The sequence below is a fragment of the uncultured Parabacteroides sp. genome (genome assembly GCF_905196875.1).
GTDB lineage: Bacteria > Bacteroidota > Bacteroidia > Bacteroidales > Tannerellaceae > Parabacteroides.
The window spans coordinates 1-25828 of the sequence record NZ_CAJJWO010000022.1 but is presented as its reverse complement, the minus strand read 5'-3'; the positions used below and the strand labels follow the sequence as shown (position 1 = coordinate 25828).

The 25828-nt window shown below is 45.3% G+C and carries 18 protein-coding genes; 8 read left to right on the top strand and 10 right to left on the bottom strand.

All coding sequences use genetic code 11. The features are described from left to right. Nucleotides 1-5: 5 nt before the first annotated feature. Nucleotides 6-1307: an ATP-binding protein gene (locus QZ076_RS09615; protein WP_293712832.1), complete on the top strand. Its 1302-nt coding sequence runs from the start codon at nt 6-8 to the stop codon at nt 1305-1307. 14 nt (nt 1308-1321) lie between these two features. Here QZ076_RS09615 and QZ076_RS09610 read toward each other — a convergent pair whose 3' ends face one another. Beyond that, nucleotides 1322-2209: a hypothetical protein gene (locus tag QZ076_RS09610; RefSeq protein ID WP_293712830.1), complete on the bottom strand. Its 888-nt coding sequence runs from the start codon at nt 2207-2209 to the stop codon at nt 1322-1324. Continuing rightward, nucleotides 2206-5535 carry an SUMF1/EgtB/PvdO family nonheme iron enzyme gene (locus QZ076_RS09605; RefSeq protein ID WP_293712828.1) on the bottom strand — a complete coding sequence of 1110 codons (3330 nt, stop codon included), beginning with the start codon at nt 5533-5535 and terminating at the stop codon, nt 2206-2208. The genes QZ076_RS09610 and QZ076_RS09605 overlap by 4 nt, the downstream gene beginning before the upstream one ends. Nucleotides 5536-5697: 162 nt before the next feature. Between QZ076_RS09605 and QZ076_RS09600 the strand changes: the two genes are divergently transcribed. Beyond that, on the top strand, nt 5698-6597 hold the full coding sequence (locus QZ076_RS09600) for an AraC family transcriptional regulator (protein WP_293712826.1): 900 nt from the start codon (nt 5698-5700) through the stop codon (nt 6595-6597). Here QZ076_RS09600 and QZ076_RS09595 read toward each other — a convergent pair. The 4 genes from QZ076_RS09595 to QZ076_RS09580 all read right to left on the bottom strand — a co-directional run bounded on the left by QZ076_RS09595 (nt 6566) and on the right by QZ076_RS09580 (nt 13631). After that, nucleotides 6566-8998: a hypothetical protein gene (locus QZ076_RS09595; RefSeq protein ID WP_293712824.1), complete on the bottom strand. Its 2433-nt coding sequence runs from the start codon at nt 8996-8998 to the stop codon at nt 6566-6568. The genes QZ076_RS09600 and QZ076_RS09595 overlap by 32 nt on opposite strands. A gap of 60 nt (nt 8999-9058) precedes the next feature. Next, on the bottom strand, nt 9059-11863 hold the full coding sequence (locus QZ076_RS09590; RefSeq protein WP_293712822.1) for a sugar-binding domain-containing protein: 2805 nt from the start codon (nt 11861-11863) through the stop codon (nt 9059-9061). A 266-nt stretch (nt 11864-12129) separates the two neighbouring features. After that, entirely contained in the window at nt 12130-13227 is a 1098-nt protein-coding gene (locus QZ076_RS09585; RefSeq protein WP_293712820.1) for an aminoglycoside phosphotransferase family protein, read from the bottom strand. Nucleotides 13228-13376: 149 nt separating this feature from the next. Continuing rightward, nucleotides 13377-13631 (bottom strand): type B 50S ribosomal protein L31, encoded by a 255-nt coding sequence (locus QZ076_RS09580; protein WP_028726229.1) that lies wholly within the window; start codon nt 13629-13631, stop codon nt 13377-13379. Between the two features lie 220 nt (nt 13632-13851). On the opposite strand from QZ076_RS09580, the gene QZ076_RS09575 reads away from it, so the two are divergent. Beyond that, the gene (locus tag QZ076_RS09575; protein WP_293712818.1) at nt 13852-14850 is read left to right on the top strand and encodes a class II fructose-bisphosphate aldolase; all 999 of its coding nucleotides are present in this window, start codon (nt 13852-13854) and stop codon (nt 14848-14850) included. A gap of 55 nt (nt 14851-14905) precedes the next feature. Here the strand turns inward: QZ076_RS09575 and QZ076_RS09570 are convergent, their stop codons facing one another. After that, nucleotides 14906-16309 carry an MFS transporter gene (locus tag QZ076_RS09570; protein WP_293712816.1) on the bottom strand — a complete coding sequence of 468 codons (1404 nt, stop codon included), beginning with the start codon at nt 16307-16309 and terminating at the stop codon, nt 14906-14908. Nucleotides 16310-16319: 10 nt separating this feature from the next. Further along, entirely contained in the window at nt 16320-18320 is a 2001-nt protein-coding gene (locus QZ076_RS09565) for a hypothetical protein (RefSeq protein WP_293712814.1), read from the bottom strand. 113 nt (nt 18321-18433) lie between these two features. On the opposite strand from QZ076_RS09565, the gene QZ076_RS09560 reads away from it, so the two are divergent. Beyond that, the gene (locus QZ076_RS09560; RefSeq protein ID WP_293712812.1) at nt 18434-19054 is read left to right on the top strand and encodes a DUF4923 family protein; all 621 of its coding nucleotides are present in this window, start codon (nt 18434-18436) and stop codon (nt 19052-19054) included. Nucleotides 19055-19210: 156 nt separating this feature from the next. Here the strand turns inward: QZ076_RS09560 and QZ076_RS09555 are convergent, their stop codons facing one another. Both QZ076_RS09555 and QZ076_RS09550 read right to left on the bottom strand, forming a co-directional pair. Continuing rightward, nucleotides 19211-21334 (bottom strand): HRDC domain-containing protein, encoded by a 2124-nt coding sequence (locus QZ076_RS09555; RefSeq protein ID WP_293712899.1) that lies wholly within the window; start codon nt 21332-21334, stop codon nt 19211-19213. Nucleotides 21335-21449: 115 nt separating this feature from the next. After that, complete coding sequence (locus tag QZ076_RS09550) at nt 21450-23048, bottom strand: TrkA C-terminal domain-containing protein (protein ID WP_293712810.1); 1599 nt, start codon at nt 23046-23048, stop codon at nt 21450-21452. Nucleotides 23049-23172: 124 nt separating this feature from the next. On the opposite strand from QZ076_RS09550, the gene truA reads away from it, so the two are divergent. The 4 genes from truA to QZ076_RS09530 are packed head-to-tail and all read left to right on the top strand — an operon-like array spanning nt 23173 to nt 25661. Further along, complete coding sequence (gene truA, locus QZ076_RS09545; RefSeq protein WP_293712808.1) at nt 23173-23925, top strand: tRNA pseudouridine(38-40) synthase TruA; 753 nt, start codon at nt 23173-23175, stop codon at nt 23923-23925. A 5-nt stretch (nt 23926-23930) separates the two neighbouring features. Beyond that, nucleotides 23931-24827 carry a DMT family transporter gene (locus QZ076_RS09540; protein ID WP_293712806.1) on the top strand — a complete coding sequence of 299 codons (897 nt, stop codon included), beginning with the start codon at nt 23931-23933 and terminating at the stop codon, nt 24825-24827. A gap of 42 nt (nt 24828-24869) precedes the next feature. After that, on the top strand, nt 24870-25028 hold the full coding sequence (locus QZ076_RS09535) for a hypothetical protein (protein ID WP_293712804.1): 159 nt from the start codon (nt 24870-24872) through the stop codon (nt 25026-25028). After that, nucleotides 25029-25661: a DUF3256 family protein gene (locus tag QZ076_RS09530; protein ID WP_293712802.1), complete on the top strand. Its 633-nt coding sequence runs from the start codon at nt 25029-25031 to the stop codon at nt 25659-25661. It begins immediately after the preceding gene. The last annotated feature ends 167 nt before the right edge of the window (nt 25662-25828 follow it).

Genomic DNA, 25828 nt, shown 5'->3' with positions numbered 1-25828 from the left:
TACGGATGAGAGTAAAAGGGTTGTTCTGGATTTTAACCGGGTTATTGTTGACCGTGTTGGGAGTAATAACCTGGCATGTATTCTACAATTTCTCGTCTGCCATGTTTTTCATGGTAGAAGGGCTGGTACTTGTTACAATCCTTTATCTGATCCTGTTCTATCGTCGTATTATCAAGCCGTTGAATATTATTGGAAACGGTATGGAGCTGTTGAAGGAACAGGATTTTAGTTCGCGTCTGAGCCGGGTAGGGCAGAAGGAGGCCGACCGTATTGTCGATATCTTCAATAAGATGATGGAGCAGCTTAAAAACGAACGCCTGCATCTGAGAGAGCAGAACCATTTCCTCGACCTGTTGATCAATGCTTCTCCCATGGGAGTAATCATGTTGAACCTGGACAATGAGATTATATCACTTAACCCGGCCGCACATAAAATGCTCGGACAACCTACCTCTGTTATTTTCGAAGGGAAATCTCTGACAGATATAGACTCTCCTTTGGCTATCGAATTGGCAAATATACCTTTATATGAGTCACAGACAGTACGACTGAATGATGCCAATATTTATAAATGTACGCATTCCTCTTTCGTAGACCGTGGGTTCCATCATTCGTTCTATTTAGTGGAAGGTTTGACACAGGAAGTATTCAAGGCTGAAAAGAAAGCGTATGAAAAGGTGATCCGCATGATCGCCCATGAAGTAAATAATACGACTGCCGGGATCACTTCCACATTAGATACGCTTGAATCGACCTTTAGCGAATTGGAAAATACGGAAGACATATGCGAGGTCTTGCGTGTCTCCATCGAACGTTGTTACAGTATGAGCCATTTTATCACGAACTTCGCGGATGTGGTACGTATACCGGAACCTCAGACGGTTTGTCGTGAACTGAATGCAGTCGTCACTTCCTGTAAACGGTTTATGGAAACGATCTGCCAGAATCGTAATATCCGGATTGTCATGGAGCTTGATGAGGTTTCTCCTGTCGTGAAGCTCGATAGCTCTCTCTTTGAACAAGTGTTGGTCAATATCATAAAGAATGCAGCCGAATCTATCGACCACGACGGTCATATTTATATACGTACTTCACATAATCCGGTTTGCCTGGAAATAGCGGATACCGGTAAAGGGATAGATAAAGAGACTGAAACCAAACTGTTCAGCCCCTTCTTCTCTTCCAAGCCGAACGGACAGGGTATCGGCCTGATCTTTATACGTGAAGTTTTACAGAAACAAAACTGTTCTTTCTCCCTGCGTACTTATGCCGATGGTTTGACCCGTTTCCGTATCCTTTTTGAATAACGGATATTTTTTGTCTATTCCCCAAATGAATAGACTGCTGAAATATTGATTATGTCGGGATGAAGAGGTAATGCCCAAACTACCTGGTTGTCCGGATTGATTTCAACCAGTAGCGGTTGCGATTTATTTTTACTGTGACCGTTCCAGTTACTTATTAGCGTATTGCCGTTTTTATACCGGACTAGTTCAGCCACGAAGAGAAGCGTGATATCCTCTACATCGTCATCGCCTACATTTTTTACGATCTGCTGTCCGGCCGGATCGATTTCCACGAAGTTATGCCCATCGCCGCAGGATACGAGCCAGTTCCCATTGTCGAGTATCCGGATGGCAAAAGGGTTGCCTCCGCAATGTACCCTGTTGACGATCTCTTTGTCTTTGTTCATTTCAATTACTTCCCCTTTACCCATTAATGGGATCAGATAGGTGTTTTGCGGGGTTTTTACGATTTGCCGGAACTGGTCGTGTACGCCGGTTATACTGGTGTCGAATGATAGTTCATCGATCAGTTTCCCGTTCGTATCGAGTTCGACAATACGCGAAGGGGTACCGCAGATAGCCAGCATATAATTGCCGGAGGGGAGGCGGGTGGCGGTGAAAAGTTCTTCTCCCTTTTGGGCTTTGAAGTCCCAGACAGTTTGTTGATCGCGGGTGATTAGCCGGGCACCAGAGGTATATGCATAGAGGATATGACCATCCGCTGTCATTTCTACATCGTTACAATCTTCTCCCGGGTTTAGCGGGTGGCTCCATTCGATGGCTCCGGTCGCTTTGTCGAGGATCGCTACCTGCTTCCAGCCGCAGCCGGAAACAAGTAACTTTTCTCTGGTGTTGCTGCACGAGCAACTAGTGCTAATTACTACTACAATGCAAAACAGATATTTTAAACAGCGATTTATCATTCTTCAGTCATTACTACACGGAATCCTACATTATAAACTTTCTGATACTCACGGTACGGCAGGCGGAAAGAAGAGGTCGAACGGTAAGGACGGTCGTACCAGGAACCTCCGCGTACAACACGTTTGCCGTTTTCAGAGGTGACCCCGTTGCGGCCGTCGTTCTCGTTGTACGGATAAGGTTGGTAGCTCGATAATGTCCACTCCCATACGTTTCCGTGCATGTCGAACAGATCCCACGGGTTACGGATGTAGCGTCCCACCGGTTCGGAGATAAAGCCGCCGTCGTTGTAAGTGGTGTCGCGCGGTATCCAGTCGTCATACTTATTCGGGTTTTCAATGACCATCGCGCTCTCGTAGAACTTATAAGCGGTACAGGCGGCAAACTCTTTTAGTTTGATATCTCCCAGGTTGGCATAACGTGAGAAGTCGGCGGACATATTGCCGTACCAGAACGGCGTATCGCTTCCGGCACGGCAAGCCCATTCCCATTGTGCTTCGGTGGGGAGTGAGAACTTCATACCGGTCTTTTCCGACAGCCACTTGCAATAGTCCATCGCTTCCTGCCAGGAGATACGGACAGCCGGCTGGTCGGGATGGTTCATTGAGTAACCTTTGCGTCCGAACTGGTAACCGTGGCGGTGTTCGTCGCGGCTGTCGTGTTCCGGATCGTAGGCTCTGAACTGTGCATTAGTGATTTCGAAACGTCCCATCCAGAAAGGTTTATCTACCTGTACGATCGTTTGCGGCAGTTCGTCCGGATGACGGTCGCTACCCATGATAAAAGAACCGGCCGGTATTTTTACCAGTTCCAGGGTTATGCCGTTACCCAGCGGGATACTCTTCTGGAAATTGCCCAAAGCCAGCTGTTTCCATTGGGTGTCTCCCCATTGGGAATAAGCTTTTTGAGTCGGATCGTATACCGGCCATTTGTCGAGTACGGTATCACCAAGAGGCTTTTGTTCTTTTTCGAATCTGACCGGCTCGATGTTTTGAGGGATCTCCGGCAACCATTCGGCTGTTGATTTCGGGGCACCGAACATTTCACGATGCAGCTCCCGTAGTTCGTTACTTTTCTGCGTATCCGGGAAGTTCGGGATATCCGAACGACGTCCGTGGAAAGGTGCGTTGAAGTCGATCCAACAGGCCAGTTTCTCTATCGATTCTTTATCCAGTTGCACGTTATAATGTCCTTTCTGAAGGATTTGCATCAACTCTGTTTGATCGGCATGTACGTCCATCGGAACCAACATGTGCATATCGCTTTCGATACCCGGCCGGCGTACATACCGGTGCAGGTTGGCATACGACAGGGTGAAATGACCTCCGTAATCCGATCCGGCCCGGCCGCTGATCTGTGAAGTCCAGTCCGTGATCCATTGATCGCCTTTCAGGTAGGGCTTGCCCGGTTTATCCTGATTGTGGCAGGAGATACAATATTTATCCAATACAGGTTGTACTTCATGGCGATAGCTGAAACCACGTTCCTTACCGTACCATTCTTTGATCGGTTGCGGGCTTTTCTTTGAAGCCGTGGTCATTTTGGGAACAGGTATGGTATTCTTGTCTTCATGGCAGCCGATGCAGGAAAGTGTTTCGCCCGGCATTCCGGTAAACCAGCTACGCATTACCTGAAGAGCTTTTCCTTCTTCGTCGAGCGGCTGGATGAAGATCGGAGTATTGGCCGGAACGGTGAACATGGCAGAGCCGTCCTCTTCTACATCTACTTCGCCGAGAATACGTTTGATATCCCAGGGGCCATCCATACCGATCGTACCTAACAGACCTCCCTGGTTCAGCGGACTGAAACTAAAGGAACCGACGCGAAGCTTTTTCACCGTCCCGCGGGGAATACCTTTCAGGCCGTCGCCATGATAGACATCCTGCATGAAGACAGTTGTGGTGGTAGATGCCAGGTCTATGCGGTCGGGGATGATAGCCGGGGCTTTCCGGGCTTCCATCAGTACCGGATCGAGATAGGCTATGTTTTCTTCTTCGGCTATCAGGGTACGGTTGTCGTAGGTATCTACCAGATAGATACCCCACAGGCTTTCGGGACTGTCCTTCATCGATACCAGATAATAGGTATCGTTCAGGGGATAAGGTTGCAGGAACTGAGGCCATACGCCATCCGGCAAACGGTCGCGTACCAGTGGTTCTACCTTTCGTCCGGCATGGGGGATCTCGGCGATTACTCCGTCTGCTTCGTGTCTTCCTTTACGGGTGTCGATCACAAGTAGCCGTCCGCTACGGGATACACTGTGGTGTCCGGTCGCTACTCCGACAATGGCTGACGGGCGTCCGGGGATAGGGCGGGCACTAAAGAATGAGGTTGGAAAATAGGAGTTCGAACCGTAGAAGGCCGATTGCGAAGTGCCGTCCGGGTTCATGGTGAACATGACACGCGAGTTGGAGTGGGGTAGGTCTGCATATTCCCAACGCTGATAGAGCAGCATACCGTTTTCCATCATGACCGGGTCCCAGTTGCTGTCCTGGTCGTAGGTCAACTGACGGGTCAGTTGTGTTTTGGGGTCGTAAAGATACAGGCCGCACATTTTGTTTCCTCCGTTTGTACAGGGAAGTCCGAGGAAGGTCCCTGTGGAGCAGAAGATATACCGTCCGTCAGGGGTATAGCAACCGTCGAAACTGTCGAAGTCTTTATAAGTATCGGGTGTCAGTTGGCGGGTCTTCCCGGTTTTCATATCCAGTTCGAACAATTGCCAGCGGTCGGAGGTTCCGATGGAGGAATACATCAGTTTGTTTCCGTCGAAATGAGGTTCCGGGTCAGTCACGATCATGCCTGGTTCCGGTTTATAGAGCGTGGTTTGTTTTATTTTGCCGGGGGTGATGTTCAGGGAAACGAATTCATTCGTCCATCCTGTTTTAGGGTTTCCTATCTCGGAGTTGTTCTGGAAATTGGAAGGGGCGATACCTAATCCGCCGCTCATGGCTTTACGCGCGTTATCGCCTAATGTCCTGCGGATGGCAACGACCTGTTTGCCGGCCAGTAGCGGGTTAGCTAATAAAGCGGCATCCAGCTGTTGCAGTAGCTTTTGGGTTTGTTTCTCCGCTTTCGGATCTTTGGCTTTCAAACCTTTGATAAGTGTTTCTTTATCAGCCTTCAGTTCTTCGATAGCCTTTTCGAAATCTTTATCCGGACGATAACTATCCGGATATTTCTTCTTCAGGTTATCTGTTGCCAATTTGTATTTTTCCGGTGAATAATAGGTAAGCCGGTTGATCAGGCTTTGCCAGGAATCCTGTGCGGAAAGTAAGAACGGACAACATAGTCCGGCCAAAATAAACAGAGCTGTAATGAGCCGTTTCATAGTGTGTTAGTATTATGTTGTAAGATGAAGTTTAGTAAATACAAAAATAAAGCTTCTCTTTTTCTTAACTTTGACAAAATAAGATGAATACTTTGCATAAACCGATATTGTGAATTGAATATAATTCCTATATTTACGACGGTTAACTAATAAACATCTGATATGCTTGTCTCTTATTCTCCGTATGACCTGTCGCTGCCTTTGCTTTATGCCGATCATTCCCGGGTGGAAACCTGGTGGAATTATCAGGATGTCATCAGTCCTTTTTATCGGCTTTATTTGATTACCAAAGGAAGAGGTAAAGTTTATATCAATCAGAAAGGATATGAACTGCTACCGGGCCAACTGTTCCTGATACCTAAGTTTGCTTTCCATAGTTATGAATGTGATGATTTCATGGAGCATTATTATATCTGTTTCTTTGATGAAACGACAGGGGGTAAAGGCATCAGTAATCCGATGAAGATGAATTTGCAGGTGGAAGCCACTCCAATGGATTATTCTTTGATGGAACGTTTTCTGGCTCTAAATCCTTATAAATCGTTACCGACGTCGGATCCTAAACATTATGATAATGACCGGAATATTTATACCAAGGAAGATGAGATATCTGTTTCGACATTTTCCAACCTGGTAGAAAGTAGCGGTATTCTGTTGCAACTTTTTTCCCGTTTTATAACAGAAGAATGTCTGCTTTTACCGGAGGCGAACAGTTTGTATGAGAAGCTGGATGTGACGATACAATATATAAATAAACATCTGGACCGACGTATCTCTGTTTCGACGCTGGCTGATCTGATGTGTATTACTTCCGACCACTTCTCTAAGGTATTCAAACGAATAATAGGTATGCCTCCTTGTGAGTATATCCAGATGAAGCGGATTGAACGGGCACAGACTCTATTGCTTACTTCTCATATGTCGATCATTGAAATAGCGGAAAAAGTAGGGATCAGTAACCTTTCCCAGTTTTCCCGCCTGTTTTCGAAGATGGTCCGTTGTTCCCCGAGAGAATACCGCTTAAGACAATTCAATGCTCTGAAATCTGAGAATCATATATGACTTCTTCCGGTGTCCCTTTAGTGATGTAACGAATAATTACTTCCGGTGCATCTTCGCTGGTCTGTTCGCAAGAGAAAGCGACAGCCGATGAACCGGCAGGAAGCAAGGCTTTACCTTGAGGTTGTACTTCGCTGATCACATTGTAATTCTTATCGGTAACTACCGCTTTACCGTCAAAAGTATAAAGTAGGTACTGGCGGTCGGAAATCTCGCAAGGGAACTTGATTACTCCTTTAGGGGTTGTGAAAGACGGATCTTTGATCGTGCCGTCTCCATCTACTTTCAGACGGATAGCGTATGCACTTTCATAGGGGCTTTCCCAGGACCAATCTGCTCCGCCCGGTTGTCCCGGTTGCATTTCTGCCAGGTTACAACGGTAATGTTTAGAGATATGGAGCGGATACAGGTTATAGTTTTTTTCACTTACTTTTTCCAGATGCCATTCGGTCTGCGGATCTCTCAGCATGGCTTTTTGTTCTTCAGTGAAAGCTTCTGCATCGCGTAGCTTGTCCCAGTTTTTGATAGCTTCCAGTAATTTGTCGATCTGTCCGTGACGGCGTAATGTGTTACTGTTGATCGTCATGGCATAGCCGGCATCGAAACCGGCTGATTCGGATAATGCCCATTCCAGATCCTCCAGGGAAGAACATTCGAAGTTACGGTCTGCCAGGCGGATCAGGAACCATCCCAACATACGCGGAAAAAGATTACGTTTGAAGAATGCCTGGTTCTTGATACGGTTTTCTACCTGGCCTGTACGCATGGCTTCTCCCCAGGGTTCACCCCAGTTCATGCGGGTATGGATATGCCATAGGTTATGGCTGAGGCGACTGGCATCGTTCAGTACGTTATGGTTCAGCTGATTGTACCAGCGATAGACAAAGCGGTTGTTTGCATATTCGTCCTGTCCGGTGTAAGAGCATCCTTCCAGACCGTCGAAAGAGATTTGGCAAAGTCCTGTTTTATTCATGATCTCCGCCAATCGGTCGGAGAATTTGTCCTGCAGGACCAGGTCGGGGAACAGGGTTTTATACGGATAATCCCATAATTTATAAAGAGGAGTCTTTTGTGAATGAGCTGCGGCTGTCGTACCGTATGCGCCTCTTTTACAGTTTTTCAGCAGGAATGTTTCCCCTTTGTCTTCCATGCTTCCGTAAGTGATCAGTTCTTTGTCGATCTGCATGGCATTCAGGCTCATCGGCATAGAGAACAGATCAGATTTCTTGATCGTGATCTCTGTTTGATCCTTGTTCAGATCAGTGGTGAGCGATAGTACGCCTTGCTTCAATAAATGTTCGGAGGGGATGGGTGTAACATAGGCATCGTTGGTAGTCATGAAGTTGCTGAGCGTATGTACGCCAACGGCAATGCCTTCTGCCTTTGCCTTGTCTACCATTTTCCTGACACCTTCGTCACCGCTTTTCGTGAATTTTGGGTCCCAGTTGAAATGTCCCCAGTCCAGGAACGGACCGCTATGGTATACATATTCGAATCCGGCCATCTTAGCTTTATCGAGGATCATATCGAAATTATCTTCCGAGAAGTCGGAGATCAGATAAGACTTCATGGCTGCTCGGGTCGTTTTGCCCCATTCGCCGTCAAATAACGGGTGAGGAAGTCCCTGTTCGATCTCGATTTCACCGATACGGGCCAGTGCATCTGTATTCTTACTCCCGAAGAAAGCTATTTTGGAGCCTTTGATCAGGCCGTCTTCTCCTTCAACCGGAAGAACCTGCGATTTCCCGATCTGCTGCACTTTACGGTATTCCTGTTTGTTCCTTCTGCGGGCGGAAAAATGAAATACTGTACCGTCTGATATATCGGCAGCTGCCAGTTTGTAATCAGGAATGCTGGCAACGGATAATTCGGCTGCTTTTCCGGTGTAACCGTAAGTTTGTGTAATCAGTTGGCCGTATTCTTCCGGGATACCTGCATTTGTTTTGATGTTCAGTGCCTGTATGCCGAAAGCAACGCCACTGCCTTGAGCTACACCGACCACATCGCCGACCACTTCATTGATATTAACGGCTAACGGGCCGAATAACAATACTTCATATTTTTCCGGGATATTGGCTACTTCCAACGTAATGCATACATCGCTTTCCTTATGTTTCAGAGAGATAGTGCTCCCGTCGGACATGGTCAGTTTAAATTGGTTGCCACTGGAAGTCAATTTTGTCGGGGTCACCAGTTTGTTTTCTGTACAGGCTGTTACGAGCGGGTACTTTCCCGTGTGTAAGATATCTTTTCCTTCTACCTGAATGGAGGAAAAGTAGCCATTGTTATCGATTCCGATTTGGGTAGAACGGGTTTTCAGGTTTACAATCTGTGCACCGGCCTGAAAGACGAATGCGAATGTAAAAAGCAAAACGATTCTACCGATTAAAGAGATGTGTTTCATGTTTGTTTATTTAATATGTTAATCTTTTGATCGTTATTTCTCCGATTGATGATGTCTTTTTTATTTTTGATACAAAGCTTTCACCAATGCCGGGTCGAGCGAAGCAGGCGGATTGAAACGGCCGGATGCCATATATTGCAGGATACTTTGTCGGAACTGGCGTGCTGCCGGGCGTTTATTCAGGTCTTTTTGAAGATCCGCACTGCATACTATCAGTTTGCCGTTGCCAACTTTTCCTTCCAGCAGAATTCCCAGTTTCCGGTTCGTGAACCAGTCGTCCACCAGCTGTACCACCGGACGGTAATTTGCCGGGAAGTCATCCAATACCATTGCATTGCAATTACTTACCAGATCCCACCATTGATAATCACTGTATCCTTCGGTAGGGAAGGCTGCCAGTGCCGGATGTGCCGGGTCGCAGAGAATTCCCAACGTGTGGGGAGGTTGTTTGTTTGTCCAGGCTGTATTCCAGAAGATGGAAGAGAAACCGACACGGATATCTCCGCCTTTTTCCGGCAGGATACTTCCGGGAGCTAACAAGAGCAGCACATTTTCGCCTTTGTCGAGGCGTGCCATCGTCTGGTTGTCGAGTGTAGAGGTAATGTAGGGCAGTTGCTCTACGGCTTCCTGTTTGGCGGGATATACCCAGATATTCCATTGGTTCTTACTGTTTGTCTCTTTCACTTCGACGCTGACAATCAGTTGCGACGGTTCGCCGATACCGGAGAGGGCATATTCGATTTCGCCTGCCGGGATACAGTTGGTTACCGGAAGGTCCTTCGTGAAACTGCCTTGTGCCAGTTTATTACCGGCACGGTCGCTGATCTGCCAGTTGATATGGGCGGCCTGCAAAGGCTTTTCTCCGAAATGGGCTATTTCGACCGGAACATTTAATGTCTCATTGTTTAACCAGACCATTTTCGGAAAGCGGATAAGCGGAACTGTATTATTGCAGAATGTGCTGTATTCCTTGCCTGTTACATATCCTTTTTCGTCCCAGAACGGATCGAGAACGCCGACAAGCGCTGTTCCTTGTCCTGGGAAATCATGCAGGTCGAGCAGCTGGAAACCGGCAAAGCCCGGAGTACGTAAGGCTGCTTCTATATCAGATTTGTAACAGAGCGTTTGTAACCGGCCGGAAGCATACAGGAATGCATCGGCAAGGTCGTCCATATGATGATCTTTCAGTGTTTCGCGGAATATCTCGAAGTTTTTAGCTTTCAGGACACCAGTGTATTTATCTATTTCTTTTAAGTTCGGATACACACACCACTGTCCGATCTCATGGCTGACTGTCGGCATATTTTCCCGGATGATATGAGCGAAGTCGTAATCGGTACGGGGTGGTTGGGCATTGATAATGCTGCGTAATCCTTCTCCCCATCCTTGTATACGCGGATCGGGGGCATTCCAGTAGTCTGCATTTTCTACGTAAGGCCATCCTCCGGAACTTGTATAGGCGCGGCGCAGATCTTTCGATTTCCAGTGGTCGATCAGTTCGGAAAGGTATTTTACCTGGTTTGCTCCACCAGGTTCATTCCCGTAGGCCATCAAGCAGAAAGAAGGATGGTTGCCATATTCTTTCAGGATACGGTCGCTTTCCTCTCGGAACCACTGGTCGGAGTAACCGCCGTCGCCTACGGTTGCCCAACCTGCACATTCAACCTGCAGATAGAATCCCATGCTGTCAGCAACGGCGAAGGCTGCTTCGGGAGGACACCAGGAATGGAAACGGACATGGTTCAGACCGTATGCTTTACACTGGTTATATATTTTTGTCCAGTAAGCGCGATCCGTAGCGGGATATCCGGTCAGTGGGAATATACAGCATTCCAGGGTTCCCCGGAGGAATACCGGGTGGCCGTTTACTTCGAAACGTGTACCGTTTGCCTTGAACTCGCGGAGGCCGAAAGTTCGGTATTGTTCCTCTTTCTTTCCGTCACTCTCTACGACAGCATATAATGTGTAAAGATTCGGACTGTGTTCCGACCAGAGCAGGGCATCTTCTCCCATAGAGAGAGTGATTTCCTGCTTCATCCCGGCTTCGGGGTTGATGGTGACTTTATGAGGTTTGCCAACCACACTGCCGTCTTTTTTCTCTACTTGAAGAAGGAGGGTGGCATCGTTCGTTGTAGTCGTGCCGTTCAACGATACGGCTACCTTAACCGTTTTGTCGGCGATGTTCGGATATATCTGTATGTCGTCTATATAAAGGGACGGTTTGGCTGTCAGGCTGATCGTTCCGATCACACCGTTCCAGTTAGACTGTGTATGGTCGGAAACGCTGTGTGCATTCACACCGACTTCAATATTGACCCGGTTGTCTACGCGAAGGGTGAGCGTATGTTTACCGGGTGTCAACTCTTTGAACGTATGACGATAGGGAGTAGACAATGATTCGTGTTTCCCCATTTCGACACCGTCGAGGAAGAGTGTCGTTTCCCAATGCGTACGTTCCAGTTCGAGTTGTACCGGACTATCGCTCCATGAGGCAGGTATATCGATCTCTTTCTGATACCAGGCGACTCCTACATAATGTCTGTCCGGATTCAGCCAGAAAGGTACTTTGATGTTTCTCGGCTGGCGGAATTTCTCATATAAAGGGGAGTCGTACCATGACTTGTCGACGATCTGTCCGGTCCAGGGTGTTTCAATCCCGACCTCATCGCCGTATCCTTGTTCCTGAAGCGAACCGGACAGATGGATCGTGTCGGTTAATGACCGGGTGTACCATTGTTCTGCCAGTCCCCGGTCGTTCCGGTCGAGGGCGAAGCGCCATTCTCCTTGCAGGGATTGTGTGTTATCTGCCTGACGGCAGGCTGTCAGAGCTAAAAAGGAAAGCAAGATCAACAAGTACTTTTTCATGAGTATTGAGTTGTATTAATTTGAGATACAAAGTAAGAAGATTATAAGTAATAAGTAAATAGATAAAATATCTCAAAAGATGGACAATTTAATGATTTATGAATGAGGAATTCAGATAGGGATATGGGTTGATGGGATATTATATGTCTAAGGTTATCGGAGGTAAGATACGAATAGATAAAAGGGATAATGAATACTTGTTATAGTTTCTTTATCCCTTTTATTAAGTTATTTGTGACAAGAATACAAATTCCCTGTTAGTTTCATTACAGCCATTCTTTCATAAAGTTGTCCATCTCTTCAGCATGTTCTTCGAGGCTTTGCAGCAGTTTGAACTGAGCTTTTGTACGGATCAGGTTATGTTTCGGGCTATGGATTTTATAATAAGTATCGCCGTTGATATAGTCTGTCAGGAAGCGTACTGTCTGCATATAAGTCAATAGACGACCGCCATAAGGAAGCAGGCTGATTTCAAGCGGAGAAAGGAATGCCTTTGCTGTTTCCATGTAACCACGGGTATATGCTTTGAAGATATCCATGTTCACATTTACGTTGTCCAGATTTTCATCGTCTTCTGCACCGGTGTTTGCTCCTGTACGGATAAAGTCACCGATATCCGATAAAACGAATCCCGGCATAACTGTATCGAGGTCGATCACACAAAGCACTTTGTCCGTATCGGCATCGAACATCATGTTGTTCACCTTTGTATCGCAATGGTTTGTACGTTTCTGAAGTTTGCCCTCACGGTACAAACGTTCCTGGATACACATGGCTTCCGCACGTTTTTCTACTTCTTCGATCAGGTCTTTCACTTCTTCCAAACGTCCTGCAGCATTTGCTTGTACAGCGTCATGGAATTGTTGCAGGCGGAATTCCATATTATGGAAATTAGGAATTGTTTCACCCAATGATCCTTCCGGCAGGTCTGACAGCATGGATTGGAAATCACCGAAAGCTTTCCCTGCTTCATAAGACAGTTCGGGAGTTACTTCTTCGTAGCTTTTGCTGTTCGGGATGAACAGGCATACACGCCAGTAGCTGTCGCCGTCGAAGTAATAGGGTTTGCCGTCTTTTGTCGAGAGGAAAGTCAATACTTTGCGGTCGATATCGCTCTCGCCTTTGGCTTCCAGTTTTTTACGGATATGTGTCGTTACAGTGTTGATATTGTTCTGTAACATATCTACATTTGTAAAGATCAGATGGTTGATACGTTGTAATACGTATTTGATTTCACCTTTTTCGTTCGTTACTTTCAGCGTATCGTTAATGTGTCCGTTTCCGAAAGGTTCAGCGGAAACTACTTTTTCTGCCAGTGTGAACTGGTCGAGAATGTTCAGTAATTCTTCTTTTGTTTTTGCCATGGTATTTTATTCGATTAATATAGCTTTTAACAAGCTACAAATATAGGAATATTTTTGATTTTCTCTCTTTCTTATTTCTAAAATGGGAGGGCATAAAAAAAAGGCTGCGAACTAAATCGCAACCTTTTTCAATTCCTTGCAGGAAATGATTATTTCTTATTACGGTTACCGTAACGGCTCATGAACTTATCAACACGTCCAGCAGTATCCACCAGTTTAGACTTACCAGTGTAGAACGGGTGTGAAGTATTAGAGATTTCGACCTTTACCAGTGGGTATTCAACACCGTCGATTTCGATAGTTTCTTTTGCATTAATAGTTGAACGAGTGATAAATACATCATCGTTTGACATGTCCTTGAATACTACAGGACGATAGTTTTCAGGATGGATTCCTTTTTTCATTGCTTCTTTATCTAATTTAATTTATACTCTTATTAGTTTGGTAACCGGTAAATTGGCTTGCAAAGGTATGGATTTGCTCTAAACAAACAAAGAAATTCTGACTATTTTTTCCGAAACCTTGACTTTTGTGTTATTTTATATGCTTAATAGCATAATATATTTGGATAGTTTTTATCTTTGTGCAAGATTTTCAATCATTAACGTAATAACATATACAACAATGGTAAATTACAAAGACTTAGGTTTGGTAAACACTAGAGAAATGTTTGCTAAAGCCATCAAAGGCGGATATGCAATTCCGGCTTTCAACTTTAATAACATGGAACAGATGCAGGCTATCATCAAGGCTGCTGTTGAAACAAAATCTCCGGTTATCCTGCAGGTATCTAAAGGTGCTCGTCAGTATGCTAATGCAACTCTGTTGCGTTACATGGCTCAGGGTGCAGTTGAATATGCAAAGGAATTAGGTTGCGCTAATCCTCAGATCGTTCTTCACTTGGATCATGGTGATACTTTTGAAACTTGCAAGAGCTGTATCGATTCAGGTTTCTCTTCTGTAATGATTGACGGTTCTCACCTGCCTTACGAAGAAAACGTTGCTTTGACTAAGAAAGTGGTTGAATACGCTCATCAGTTCGATGTAACAGTTGAAGGTGAACTGGGTGTATTGGCTGGTGTTGAAGACGAAGTATCATCTGACCATCACACATATACTGACCCTGAAGAAGTAATCGATTTCGCTACTCGCACAGGTTGCGATTCTTTGGCTATTTCAATCGGTACTTCTCACGGTGCTTACAAATTTACTCCGGAACAGTGCCATATCGATCCGAAGACTGGCAAGATGGTTCCTCCTCCATTGGCATTCGAAGTATTGGACGCTGTAATGGAAAAACTTCCGGGATTCCCTATCGTTCTTCACGGTTCTTCTTCTGTTCCTGAAGAAGAAGTTGAAACAATCAACAAATTCGGTGGAAACTTGAAGGCTGCTATCGGTATTCCGGAAGAATGGTTGCGCAAGGCTGCTACATCTTCTGTTTGCAAGATCAATATCGACTCAGACTCTCGTCTGGCTATGACTGCTGCAATCCGTAAGACTTTCGCTGAAAAACCAGCAGAATTCGACCCTCGTAAATATCTGGGCCCGGCTCGTGATAACATGGAAAAACTGTACAAACACAAAATTCTTAATGTTTTGGGTTCTGACAACAAACTTTAATCCAAGTTACAGATCAAATATAGGAAGCCACTCTGCATTTGCAGGGTGGTTTTTTTTATTTGAATCCTTTCAGTGGGCGTGGCTGTGAAATTCTCAGGCAACTGACTATTGCGGCAACAACAGCAAAACCGGTTGCTAAATATAGACATGTTTGCGAACTATTGGTCGGGATTAAGTTGAATATCATGGCAACTAGCGTAGCTCCCAGTGTCTGTCCCAGTAAACGTGCCGTTCCCAACATCCCGCTTGCTCCGCCACTTCGGTTGGATGGAGCAGAAGAGATAATAGTACTGTTGTTGGGTGTTTGGAATAAGCCGAATCCCGCACCACAGATGAACAGACGCCACACAATATCCATATTTGTTGGATCAGAGGGGAGAATGGCTAAAAGGAAAAGCCCCGTTGCAAATATAGTCATGCCGATTCCTCCCAATATACCTGCATGGATACGTTCAACCAGGCGTCCCGCAAGAGGAGCCATGATCATAGTGGCCAACGGCCAGGGTGTCAGAAGTAATCCGGTTGTTACATCGCTACGTCCCAACGAACCTTGCAGGAAAAAAGGAAGGGAGATCATCGCTAGCATTTGTCCGGTGAAGGAACAGATAGATGTGCCGATCGACATGGAGAAGATCGGGATACGCATCAAGTCGACCGGAAGTAATGGAAATTGCTGTTTCAACTGGCGGTGAACAAAAAAATATCCAATCACACATAAAGCAATGATCCCTCCTATGATCAGTGAGAGGTTCTCCTTGTGAGCAATACCTTCAAGTGAGAAAATCAACAATCCGAAGGTAAAAGCGTTCATTACACAACTGAGTTTATCGAAGCGTCTGCCAATTACCTTTATAGGATTTGCGGGTAAGTGCATCATCCCGATCACAAAAGCTGCAATCCCGATCGGGATATTGATTGCAAAGAGCCAGTGCCAGGAACCGAGTGATAAAATGATAGAGGCTATAGTTGGTCCTGCGGCGATGGATACTGCAACAACCAGTGCATTAATACCCATCCCACGACCAAGAAAACGTTTTGGATAAATGATCCGGAGCAACGCCGTATTCACGCTGGTGATGGCAGCAGCTCCGAATCCCTGTAATATACGTGCAGCAGTCAGCATCCAAAACGAATCAGCCAAAGCACAGATGGCAGATGTGATACTGAACAGCAAGATTCCTGATAAGTAAATCTTCCGGTAACCGTAAATGTCTCCCAACGAAGAGAAGGAGAGAAGCGAAATGGTGATGGCCAGCTGATAGGCATTGACTACCCAGATCGTTACAGACGGTGATGTTCCCAGGTCGCGTGCTATGGTCGGTAATGCAACGTTGGCAATGGTTCCGTCTATCACCGACATTCCTACTCCTAAAGCTGTGGCTAAGATGGCCCAGTAACGCTTGGGTAACGGTAGTCCGTCGTTTTCATTTACAGTTGTGGCGCGATTTGAGAATATCATTTTATCTTATTTACTTGATAACTTCTCTTACAGCTTCCAGCATGGGTTCGACAGTGAGCGGACTTCCGGTTGCCAGTATCATCCATTGGTTCGGGGTAAGGCGTCCCTGGCGGAAGATACGTTCGACTTCGTTGGCGAAATCTTTACCTTCCAGATACTGGTCGAGTTGGAATTCGATGATCTGTCCGAATGCATAGGCCGATAGATACAGCGGATAACTGATCATATGCGAATAAACAGCCAATACCGTTTCATCTTTTACACCGAATACCGGTGCATAATATTTATTCCATATATCTTTCGATAATCCGATTGTTGCCTCCTTCAGTTGTTCGGCAGTTGCTTCCGGGTGGGCATACATCCATTTCCAAACGGAGATATCTAACATGGAAACACCACATATTTCGTACATGCTCCATATCTTATCCAGGACATCCATCGCTTTTTTATCCGGATTCGGATCAGTAATGCCTAATATTTCGAGGTCACGTTTCTGGAATACAAAGGCTAATGCTTCGGTAAAGGCAGTGTTCGGAACACCGCTCAACATATAATAATCTACGTCATAAAGTGATAGTGTTTGCTCCACATTATGGCCGAACTCATGGATAGCTATGTTGTATCCTTTATAATTCATTCCGGTTACTGGGATACGGGTGCGTAGATGGGATTGCTGCCCTTTCATAGCTGCCCCCCAAGCATGTCCCGAACCACGTGCTGCATCTACGGCGATCTTGTCAGCCAGATAATTGGCACGTTCGGCATTGAAGCCAAGTTTCATCAGGATATCCGGCAGTTTCTTCTCCAGTGTGGCAGCATCGGGATAAAGGGCTTGAGTTTGTGCATCCAGTTTTGTTTCGTCGAGATTACTGCGTGCTTTGAAACCGTCGTACCAGATATCATAGGCTTCCAGTTTTCGTCCGAGCCGTTTGGAAATCATTTTGCCGACCTCTTTCAGTTCAGGGGCAGACAGGAATTCGTCGAATAACTTTTCAACGTCCTGGAGGGAAACTTCCATATTGTCGTTGAAATTTCGGTCGATGAAAGTATCGCCGGTATATTTATCAATATCCTGCATTGCTTTGAAATTGTTCAGCATTTTCTGATAACGGACAGTCGACTCGGGAGTTGCCTTAACTTCTTTCTTGTCCTGACTGATCGTGTTGCGATACGGATTCCAATCGTAGGTACCCGAATTGATCACTTCGACCGGTATCTCCTGTGATACGATCCGTTTCATTACCTCATAAACGGTGCGTTGTTTATCCAGTCCCTCTTTACCTTTATTATAGTTGGCCTTGATCTCGTCGCGCAGATTCCAGTGCGATAACAATATCATGTCTTTAGGAAACAAGAACTGATCCTTTTTGTTTTGTACATGTCCCATATAAATATTGTACTGGGAAATATAAATGTCAGCATCACTTCCGGCATTGGCAACTACTTGTTGCAGAGAAGCCGGAATACGTTCGGTGAACAAGTCCCCCATGCGGGCATAGGCCCAGGCTTTACGGTCGGGACCGAGTGCCTCTTTTTCATCTAGTGTAAGATGAGGAAAGTTAAGGGCAATGATGAAAGCGATCTTGTTGTTATATAAATCGTCACTGAGGTGAGTAGACGGACTGTAGGAACCGAACTTCTCATCGATAGGAAGCAGCGGCCCATTATCCAGATGCAGGCTTTTTTGCAGGCGTAAAGACATTTCGTTGAAATGTCCGTCGATACCTTCCAGGTAGTCACTGATCTTGAGGAATACCTGATACTTTTCGTCCGGATTGGCGATGTAGTTTGCCTCGCAGAAGGTTTGGAAGGCCGTGTTGTCTCCATCTGCCTGTTGCCAGAGACGGGCTACTTGTGTGACACCTTTTTCAATACCAGATTTGTTGTTGTCTTTGGCTGTCAGCGCCTTGATTGTCGATTGTACAACTGACGGATCGATTGCCGCTTGTCCGTTCAGATACGCAAATGAGCAAATAAGCATGATGAAAATGCGTTTAATTAAATTTCTCATAAGACTTATGTTATTAAGTTTAAGATCTTTCCCTGTGTAAATAAAAGCAAGAAACAAATGTAGGGATAATATTTGTATCTTTGTATGTTTTTTAAAAGAGTAAAACTAGAGAAATGAAAAAAGTGTGGATTATAATGGTTGCTGTATGCAGCCTGCTGTCTGTATCCGGTCAGGCTTACGGACAATCGTTGAAAGACCTGTTGAACTCGTCTACAGTAAAAGATGCGGTGACATCCGTGACGGGAGGTAAGAAATTGACCGTTGAGAATCTGGCGGGAACGTGGACGTATACGAATCCGGCTGTTCAGCTGGAAGGAGATAACGCCTTGAAGAATGTTGCCGGAAGTGTAGCTGCCGGTGAATTGGAAAAGAAGCTGAAAACATATTGTGCTAAGGTTGGTATAGTTGAAGGTATGTTCAATTATGTATTCAATAGTGACAGTACATTTACGAATGCATTGAAGAAGAAAACCTTGAAAGGCACTTTCTCTGTTAATCCGGATGAGAAGACGGTTGAACTGAAATATGCTTTGGGTGGAAAACTGAAAGTGACCACTCTGACAGCTCATGTCGTTATCTCCGGCGATGAGTTATCGTTGTTGTTCAATGCAGATAAGCTGCTTGATTTTCTAACTAAAATATCCTCTATATCCGATAACTCTACGTTGAAAATGGTCAATAAATTGGCCAGTGAGTACGATGGAATGATGTTAGGGTTTGAGTTGAAGAAATAGAAATATCTTGCAGGTCCTGGATAATATTGAAATTATCTAGGACTTGTTGTTTTCTTTAAAACCGGGCAATAATCTATAAAACGTTTTCCTGGTCATGATCTTCCGATGAAGAAGATATACAAATACACGATTTTGTTGTTAAATAAAGAGGGAATGTTACTCCTGTTTTTCTGTATATTCCTTTACAAGTCTCAGTAGTATACTTCCATAGTTCTCGATAATTTTCTTTCCGATTCCGGGTATTGCCAGTAGTTCCCTTGAATTAGTAGGTAATGTGTTTACAATTCCCAGTAATGCTTTTTGTTGCAGAATTGTGTAGGGAGGTAATTCTTTTTCTGTTGCCAGTTCATACCTCCACCGTTTGATACTGTTGTAAAGCTCCGGATGTAGTATGTCGCTTGAGACAGTGACCTTAGCCGGTTGCGAGGAACGTTCGGGACGTTTCTTTGCTGAAGCTGTTGGTTCGATTGCCGCTTTCGATCTGGCTGAGAGATAGCGGGTGACACTGAAACCCTCCTTGCATGCTTTCAACGTCTCTTGCTTCAGATGAAGCTCCTCGGTGAATTTGCCGATCGCATTGTTTACCGCTTTCCGGCTCTCTTTATTGTCTATTTCAACGGCAGAATTCTCTTCCAGGGAAGAGCACAGGCTGTCGATGCGTTCTATAAAGTAAGCTACTCCTTTCCTGACACGTTCCTGGATCATTTCATCCTGTTGGTAATTCGGATTTCCTGAAATCATACGACTCAACTGTTGTTGGAAACGTCCGCCCACTTCTGTTATTACATCGCGGAATGCATCGCGGGTATTGGCATATTGCGTGTTGAGTTCCGGATATAACTTTTGCAAATGAGTATAAACCATATAAGCGGCATATTGCAGGCGTTGCTGGATAGAGGCGAAGTTAAAAAGATCGGTTACCAATTCTTCGAAATAATGTTGCTGTGCCTTTTCAAGCTGTTCTTTCCCTGGTTGCTTATCGGCTACGGAAGAAGAAAACTCTTGTATCCGTAAGTCCTTGATCATGGCGTTACGGGTGATCGGACTGCTTAAAACCAAACCTTCCAATGTTTTGCAACGGCTAAGCGCTACATATACCTGTCCGTGTGAGAAAGCGGCAGAAGCATCGATAATAGCATGTTCGAAGGTAAGCCCTTGACTTTTATGGATCGTAATGGCCCAAGCCGTTTTCAATGGATATTGGCTGAATGTTCCGGCGATCGTTTCCGTAATCTCTTTCGTTTCCGGATTGATCGTGTATTTAACGTTGCTCCAGGTCTCTTTTTCAACCTGTATCTCGTTTCCATCTTCTCCTACGACGGTGATTTTGTTCGGGTTGATGAAGACAATCTTTCCGATTTTCCCGTTATAGTAACGATGATCGCCCGAGGAATCATTCTTCACAAACATTACCTGGGCACCGCATTTCAGTTCCAGGTTATCATCTGTCGGATAGGAGTATTCCGGGAAATCATTATTTATCTCGGCCGTGAACCTGTATGATTTACCGGGTAACTCGGCTAGCTTCCGGTTGTTGATTTGCTGGGCCTGGTAATTATGTGTCGTAAGGGTGATATACCCTAGTTTGTCATCAGGTCTGAAGTCGGGAGCATACCGCTGGTTGAGCATCCGGAGGGTTTCATCATCGAAGCAGTTCTCCCGGATTTTGTTCAACAGGTTGATAAATACACTATCGCTTTGGCGGTAGACATGTGTGAGTTCGATGCTGAAATAGGTACTTTCAGAAAGTGCTTTGCTGTCGAAGAAGAACGTCGAAGCATAATGCTCTTTCAACAGGTTCCATTCTTCATCTTTGGCGACGGGCGCAAGCTGTTGCAGGTCACCGATAAGCAGTAGCTGCACGCCTCCAAAAGGTTTTGAATGATCTTTGTAACGGCAAAGTACATCACTTATCGCATCCAGCAGATCGGCACGTACCATGCTGACTTCATCTATCACCAATAAATCCATGCTGCGGATAATATTGATTTTGTCCCGGCTGAATTTATTAGAGAAGTTGCTCGACTGGCTCCCGGTTTTGTTGGCTGAAGGAATATAAGGGCCGAAGGGCAACTGGAAGAAAGAGTGGATCGTAACGCCACCGGCATTAATGGCTGCTACCCCTGTGGGAGCTACAACGATCATTCGTTTTGGGGAGACCTCTTTTAATCTTTTCAGAAATGTTGTTTTTCCGGTTCCTGCCTTTCCTGTCAGGAAGAGGTGTGTACCGGTGTTCTGCAGGAAGTTGAAGGCAAGGTCAAATTGTTGGTTCATTTGCATAGTCATAGAAATGTTGTTTATGGTATCTGCAAATATAAGATAAAAAATATAAAACAAAGGCTTACAAGCTAAAAATCAAGCTTGCAAGCCTTTGTTTTTTTATAATAGGGAGAGATTAGACGATCAAACCGGCAATTAATTGGATAAACAGGATCAGGAACACCATCGCGATCGGGTAAACCGTTGCGTAAGCAATGCTCGGAGCCGAACTATCGGTCATCGAATCGGCTGCTGCAAGTCCGGGTGTACTGGTCATACCTCCGGCAATCGTTCCGATCAGGTCGAGGATGTTGATCTTGAAAACCCAGTATCCGAAACCGACAGCGATAAGCATCGGTACCATAGTTATTGCCATTCCTACTCCAAACAATGTCCAACCGCTCTCCTGGAAGGTCGATACCAGGTTTACTCCGGCCGACGTTCCAACTTCTGCGAGGAACAATAACAGACCTAATTGACGGAGCAATTGGTTGGCTGATCCGGACATAGACCAAACGATCGGCCCTGTTTTCCCTATTGCGCTTAATATAAGGGCTACCATCAGAATACCTCCGGTAAGGCCCGGAGAGAATGAGAACGAGTCGGAGAATGACAAGTTCAGCTTCCCGAACAAGACACCCAATACGATACCGGCGGCAATCGGGAAGAAGTCGGTATCGGAAAGTCTTTTTTCGTCATTGCCGAGTACCTGTCCAACTTCTGTCAAATCTTCTTTTTCACCGGCAATCATCAGTTTATCACCGAATTTCAGAGCCAGGGAGGGTTCGGGAGGAAGGTCGATACCGCTTCGGCGGATGCGGGTAACCGTACAGTTGAAGTTCCCTTGTAAATTCAGATAACCCAGTGTCTTGTTGATCACACTTTTGTTCGTGATCAGCATAGACTGAAGCTCTTGGGTGCTGCCGAAAGGCAGATCGTCTTTAATGCGTTCGCCTACCAATATTTCCAGTTGTTCCAGCGATTTATCGTTACCGACGGCTTTGATCAGGTCGCCTTCAACCAATACGGTCTGGGCAGTAGGGATAGATGTTGTTTTGTTATGTTTGATACGTGACACAACAGCTCCCGTCATGCTGCGGATCTGTAACTGAGCCAGTGTCTTACCACAGATATTGCTGTTTACGATACGGAACGCAGCCGTATGTAAAGGAGGGTATTTCCCTTTTCTTTTAGCTTCAAGAGCTTTTGCTTCAGCCATCAGGTCGATACGCAATATCTTCGGCAATAGTTTGACAAACAAGATAACTCCGATCACCCCGAACGGATAAGCGATACCATAAGCAATGGATGCGGAGGATGATTGAGTCGAATCGATTGCAACAGCAAGACCGGGTGTACTGGTCAACGCTCCGGCTATCAACCCAACCAGGCTGGGGGTGTCGATATCCAGGAGATATTTGAATACAAGTCCGGTGATACAGGAAGAGCCGACGATCAATAAGGTCAGTATGATCAGTGTTTTCCCTTTCGACCGGAACGAGTCAAAGAATCCGGGACCGGCCTGTATACCAATGGTAAAGATGAATAACACTAATCCGAAGTTTCCCAGTTCTTTAGGGATAATCACTCCGAAATGACCAAACAAAAGTGCAATAAAAATGACGGCAGAGACGTCGAGCGATAAACCCTTAATCTGTATCCTGCCTAAAATGAATCCCAATGCAACGATCAGGAACAGGGAGAAATAGGAGGACTGAAGCAATGTTTCAAACATGTCAGATAGTTTTGTTTTAACGATTTGAGAGCGCAAAAGTACACTTTTTTGAGCGTTCAGGCAATCTCCTGGCGAGAATTCTGTTACCTTTGCACCGAATAATAAAAAGCAAACAGATCCGGACGTGAATCGCTACTTTATATATCTTGGATATAACGGTAAGAATTTCAGTGGTTGGCAAGTGCAACCCAATGGTATAACCGTGCAGCAATGCATAGAAGAGGCACTGGCCACTTTGTTTCGCCGGCCTGTTCCCATCGTTGGGGCCGGGCGTACGGATGCCGGTGTACATGCCCGTACGATGATTGCTCATTTCGATTGGGACGAGCCGATTGCCGATCTGCCTTTCCTGGCGGAGAAGCTGAACCGTCTGCTTCCGAAAGATATTGCCATTTACCGGATCGTCCCGGTGCGGCCGGAAGCGCATGCCCGTTTCGATGCCACTTCCCGTACCTATAAATATTATATCACCACTCATAAAGACCCGTTCAATTACGACCTGGTTTATAAGATGACGGGCAAACTGGACTTTGAAGCGATGAATGAAGCCTGTACGGTCTTATTCGATTTTGTCGATTTTACCAGCTTCAGCAAGTTGCATACAGATGTGAAGACGAATAACTGCCGTATCTATAAGGCCGGATGGGAGCAGGAAGGGAATGTCTGGGTTTTTACCGTACAGGCAGATCGTTTTCTGCGTAATATGGTGCGGGCTATCGTCGGTACTCTATTGGAAGTGGGACGGGGCAAATTGACAATAGAAGGTTTTCGTAAAGTAATAGAGGCAAAAGACAGATGCAAAGCCGGTACTTCCGTGCCAGGGCATGCACTTTATCTCGTGGATGTAACATATCCCGAAGAATTGTTTAATAGTTAATATTTATGTGGGTAGCATTAGCATTTGCCTCCGCATTCCTGCTGGGATGCTATGAGGTGAATAAAAAGATTTCCCTGAATGGGAATGCCGTAATTCCGGTATTGTTCCTGAATACGTTGATAAGCAGCCTTATCTTCGTTCCTTTTATAATCCTGTCGTTTTGTACATCCGTATTGGACGATACAATGTTTTATGTGCCGCGTGTTTCTTTCGAAACGCATGTGGCTGTATTTATCAAGGCTGTCATCGTCTTATCCTCATGGATATCCGGTTACTTTGCCTTAAAGCATCTGCCGCTAACCATAACGGGGCCCATCAAGGCGACACAGCCTGTTCTAACCTTAGTCGGAGCAATGGTTATATTCGGTGAACGGCTGAATTTGTATCAATGGATCGGAGTATTGCTCTCGATTGCTTCTTTCTATCTGCTTTCATCTTCGGGAAAGAAGGAGGGGATTCACTTCACCCATAACAAATGGATCTTTTTTACGGTGATATCCATCCTGACCGGAGCCATGAGCGGTTTATACGACAAATACCTGATGGGAACGATGGATGTGATGACGGTGCAGGTTTGGTTCAATGTCTATCAGTGCCTTATCATGTTGCCGATCCTGCTGTTGCTGTGGTATCCTCAACGGAAAAAGAGTACACCGTTCGTTTGGCACTGGAATATTGTTTTTATCTCCGTCTTTCTGATCATTGCCGACTGGATTTACTTCTATGCCTTAAGTTTCCCCGACTCGATGATCTCGATCGTATCCATGATACGTCGTAGCAACGTACTTGTCACTTTCATTGCCGGAGCGATCTTCTTCCATGAAAAAAACTTAAAGAGCAAGGCGATAGACCTCTTTTTAGTATTATTAGGAATGATATTCCTATATCTGGGTACACGCTAAAGGTTATTCTATTATTTTTGTAGATACAAAATATTACAGGATATGAAAACAGGAGATAAAGTGCAGGTCTCGCCTGACCTTACAGGTTTGGATGATTGGTTGGCCGGTATTGAATGGTTTAGAAAATCGGTAAGGGATATCAGAGCCTTTAAGGTAGAAGACTGGTCAGACTTTACCGATATAATAAAAAATGAAAAGTAAATGAAACGACTTATTTTTTCTATATTGATTTGTGCTTTAGCTTTGGGTGTGAAGGCACAGGAGATGGATGCTTTATTTATCTCGATGCCCGACCAGAATATTCCCCAGCTGGAAAATGCCTGGCGTAAGGATTTGGTTGATTTGTATAAATCAGGTAAAGATGCTACGTTGAAGAATACGATGAACGGCTCTTCCTCACTGAAGAAGCTGACTTCGGATTATTTGTTATTGCAGGCTACCGAGCGGAGCTCAATAGAAATGAAGCTCTTGCCTTTGGTGAATAACACGAATGTTATCTGTATGATAAGAACGGTAAACGGTCCGGTGGCAGACAGCCAGATCGAGTTTTTTACCACAGAATGGCAGCCGTTGGCCGTATCCGACCTGTTTACACCGGTGGATGCCGACTGGTTTATCAAAGACGATACCGACAAAAATAGTAATGCCTTTCAGGATGCCGCATCCCGTTTGGATATGGACCTGATACAGTATACCTTGAGTCCGGATAACCTGACATTGACAGCTACTTACACCACTCCTTTATATCTGAGTAAGGAAGACCGGAAAGCGGTAATTCCTTTTATAAAGGAATCTCCCAAAGTATATACCTGGGAGAAGTACCATTTTAAATGAACTGATTATAACTTATAAAAATAGCCTCCCCGGTACGGCAGTCATGCTTTATCGGGGAGGCTATTTTGTTCGTTAGGCATTTAATCCTTTTGCCATGCCTTTGGCAAAACTCTGCCATGCCTTTGGCAAAACTCTGCCATGCCTTTGGCAAAACTCTGCCATGCCTT

What these genes read in the sequence shown, in the direction of transcription:
- QZ076_RS09615 (WP_293712832.1), top strand. Translation starts at nt 6, where the DNA reads ATGAGAGTAAAAGGGTTGTTCTGGATTTTAACCGGGTTATTGTTGACC.
- QZ076_RS09610 (WP_293712830.1), bottom strand. Translation starts at nt 2,209, where the DNA reads ATGATAAATCGCTGTTTAAAATATCTGTTTTGCATTGTAGTAGTAATT.
- QZ076_RS09605 (WP_293712828.1), bottom strand. Translation starts at nt 5,535, where the DNA reads ATGAAACGGCTCATTACAGCTCTGTTTATTTTGGCCGGACTATGTTGT.
- QZ076_RS09600 (WP_293712826.1), top strand. Translation starts at nt 5,698, where the DNA reads ATGCTTGTCTCTTATTCTCCGTATGACCTGTCGCTGCCTTTGCTTTAT.
- QZ076_RS09595 (WP_293712824.1), bottom strand. Translation starts at nt 8,998, where the DNA reads ATGAAACACATCTCTTTAATCGGTAGAATCGTTTTGCTTTTTACATTC.
- QZ076_RS09590 (WP_293712822.1), bottom strand. Translation starts at nt 11,863, where the DNA reads ATGAAAAAGTACTTGTTGATCTTGCTTTCCTTTTTAGCTCTGACAGCC.
- QZ076_RS09585 (WP_293712820.1), bottom strand. Translation starts at nt 13,227, where the DNA reads ATGGCAAAAACAAAAGAAGAATTACTGAACATTCTCGACCAGTTCACA.
- QZ076_RS09580 (WP_028726229.1), bottom strand. Translation starts at nt 13,631, where the DNA reads ATGAAAAAAGGAATCCATCCTGAAAACTATCGTCCTGTAGTATTCAAG.
- QZ076_RS09575 (WP_293712818.1), top strand. Translation starts at nt 13,852, where the DNA reads ATGGTAAATTACAAAGACTTAGGTTTGGTAAACACTAGAGAAATGTTT.
- QZ076_RS09570 (WP_293712816.1), bottom strand. Translation starts at nt 16,309, where the DNA reads ATGATATTCTCAAATCGCGCCACAACTGTAAATGAAAACGACGGACTA.
- QZ076_RS09565 (WP_293712814.1), bottom strand. Translation starts at nt 18,320, where the DNA reads ATGAGAAATTTAATTAAACGCATTTTCATCATGCTTATTTGCTCATTT.
- QZ076_RS09560 (WP_293712812.1), top strand. Translation starts at nt 18,434, where the DNA reads ATGAAAAAAGTGTGGATTATAATGGTTGCTGTATGCAGCCTGCTGTCT.
- QZ076_RS09555 (WP_293712899.1), bottom strand. Translation starts at nt 21,334, where the DNA reads ATGCAAATGAACCAACAATTTGACCTTGCCTTCAACTTCCTGCAGAAC.
- QZ076_RS09550 (WP_293712810.1), bottom strand. Translation starts at nt 23,048, where the DNA reads ATGTTTGAAACATTGCTTCAGTCCTCCTATTTCTCCCTGTTCCTGATC.
- QZ076_RS09540 (WP_293712806.1), top strand. Translation starts at nt 23,931, where the DNA reads ATGTGGGTAGCATTAGCATTTGCCTCCGCATTCCTGCTGGGATGCTAT.
- QZ076_RS09535 (WP_293712804.1), top strand. Translation starts at nt 24,870, where the DNA reads ATGAAAACAGGAGATAAAGTGCAGGTCTCGCCTGACCTTACAGGTTTG.
- QZ076_RS09530 (WP_293712802.1), top strand. Translation starts at nt 25,029, where the DNA reads ATGAAACGACTTATTTTTTCTATATTGATTTGTGCTTTAGCTTTGGGT.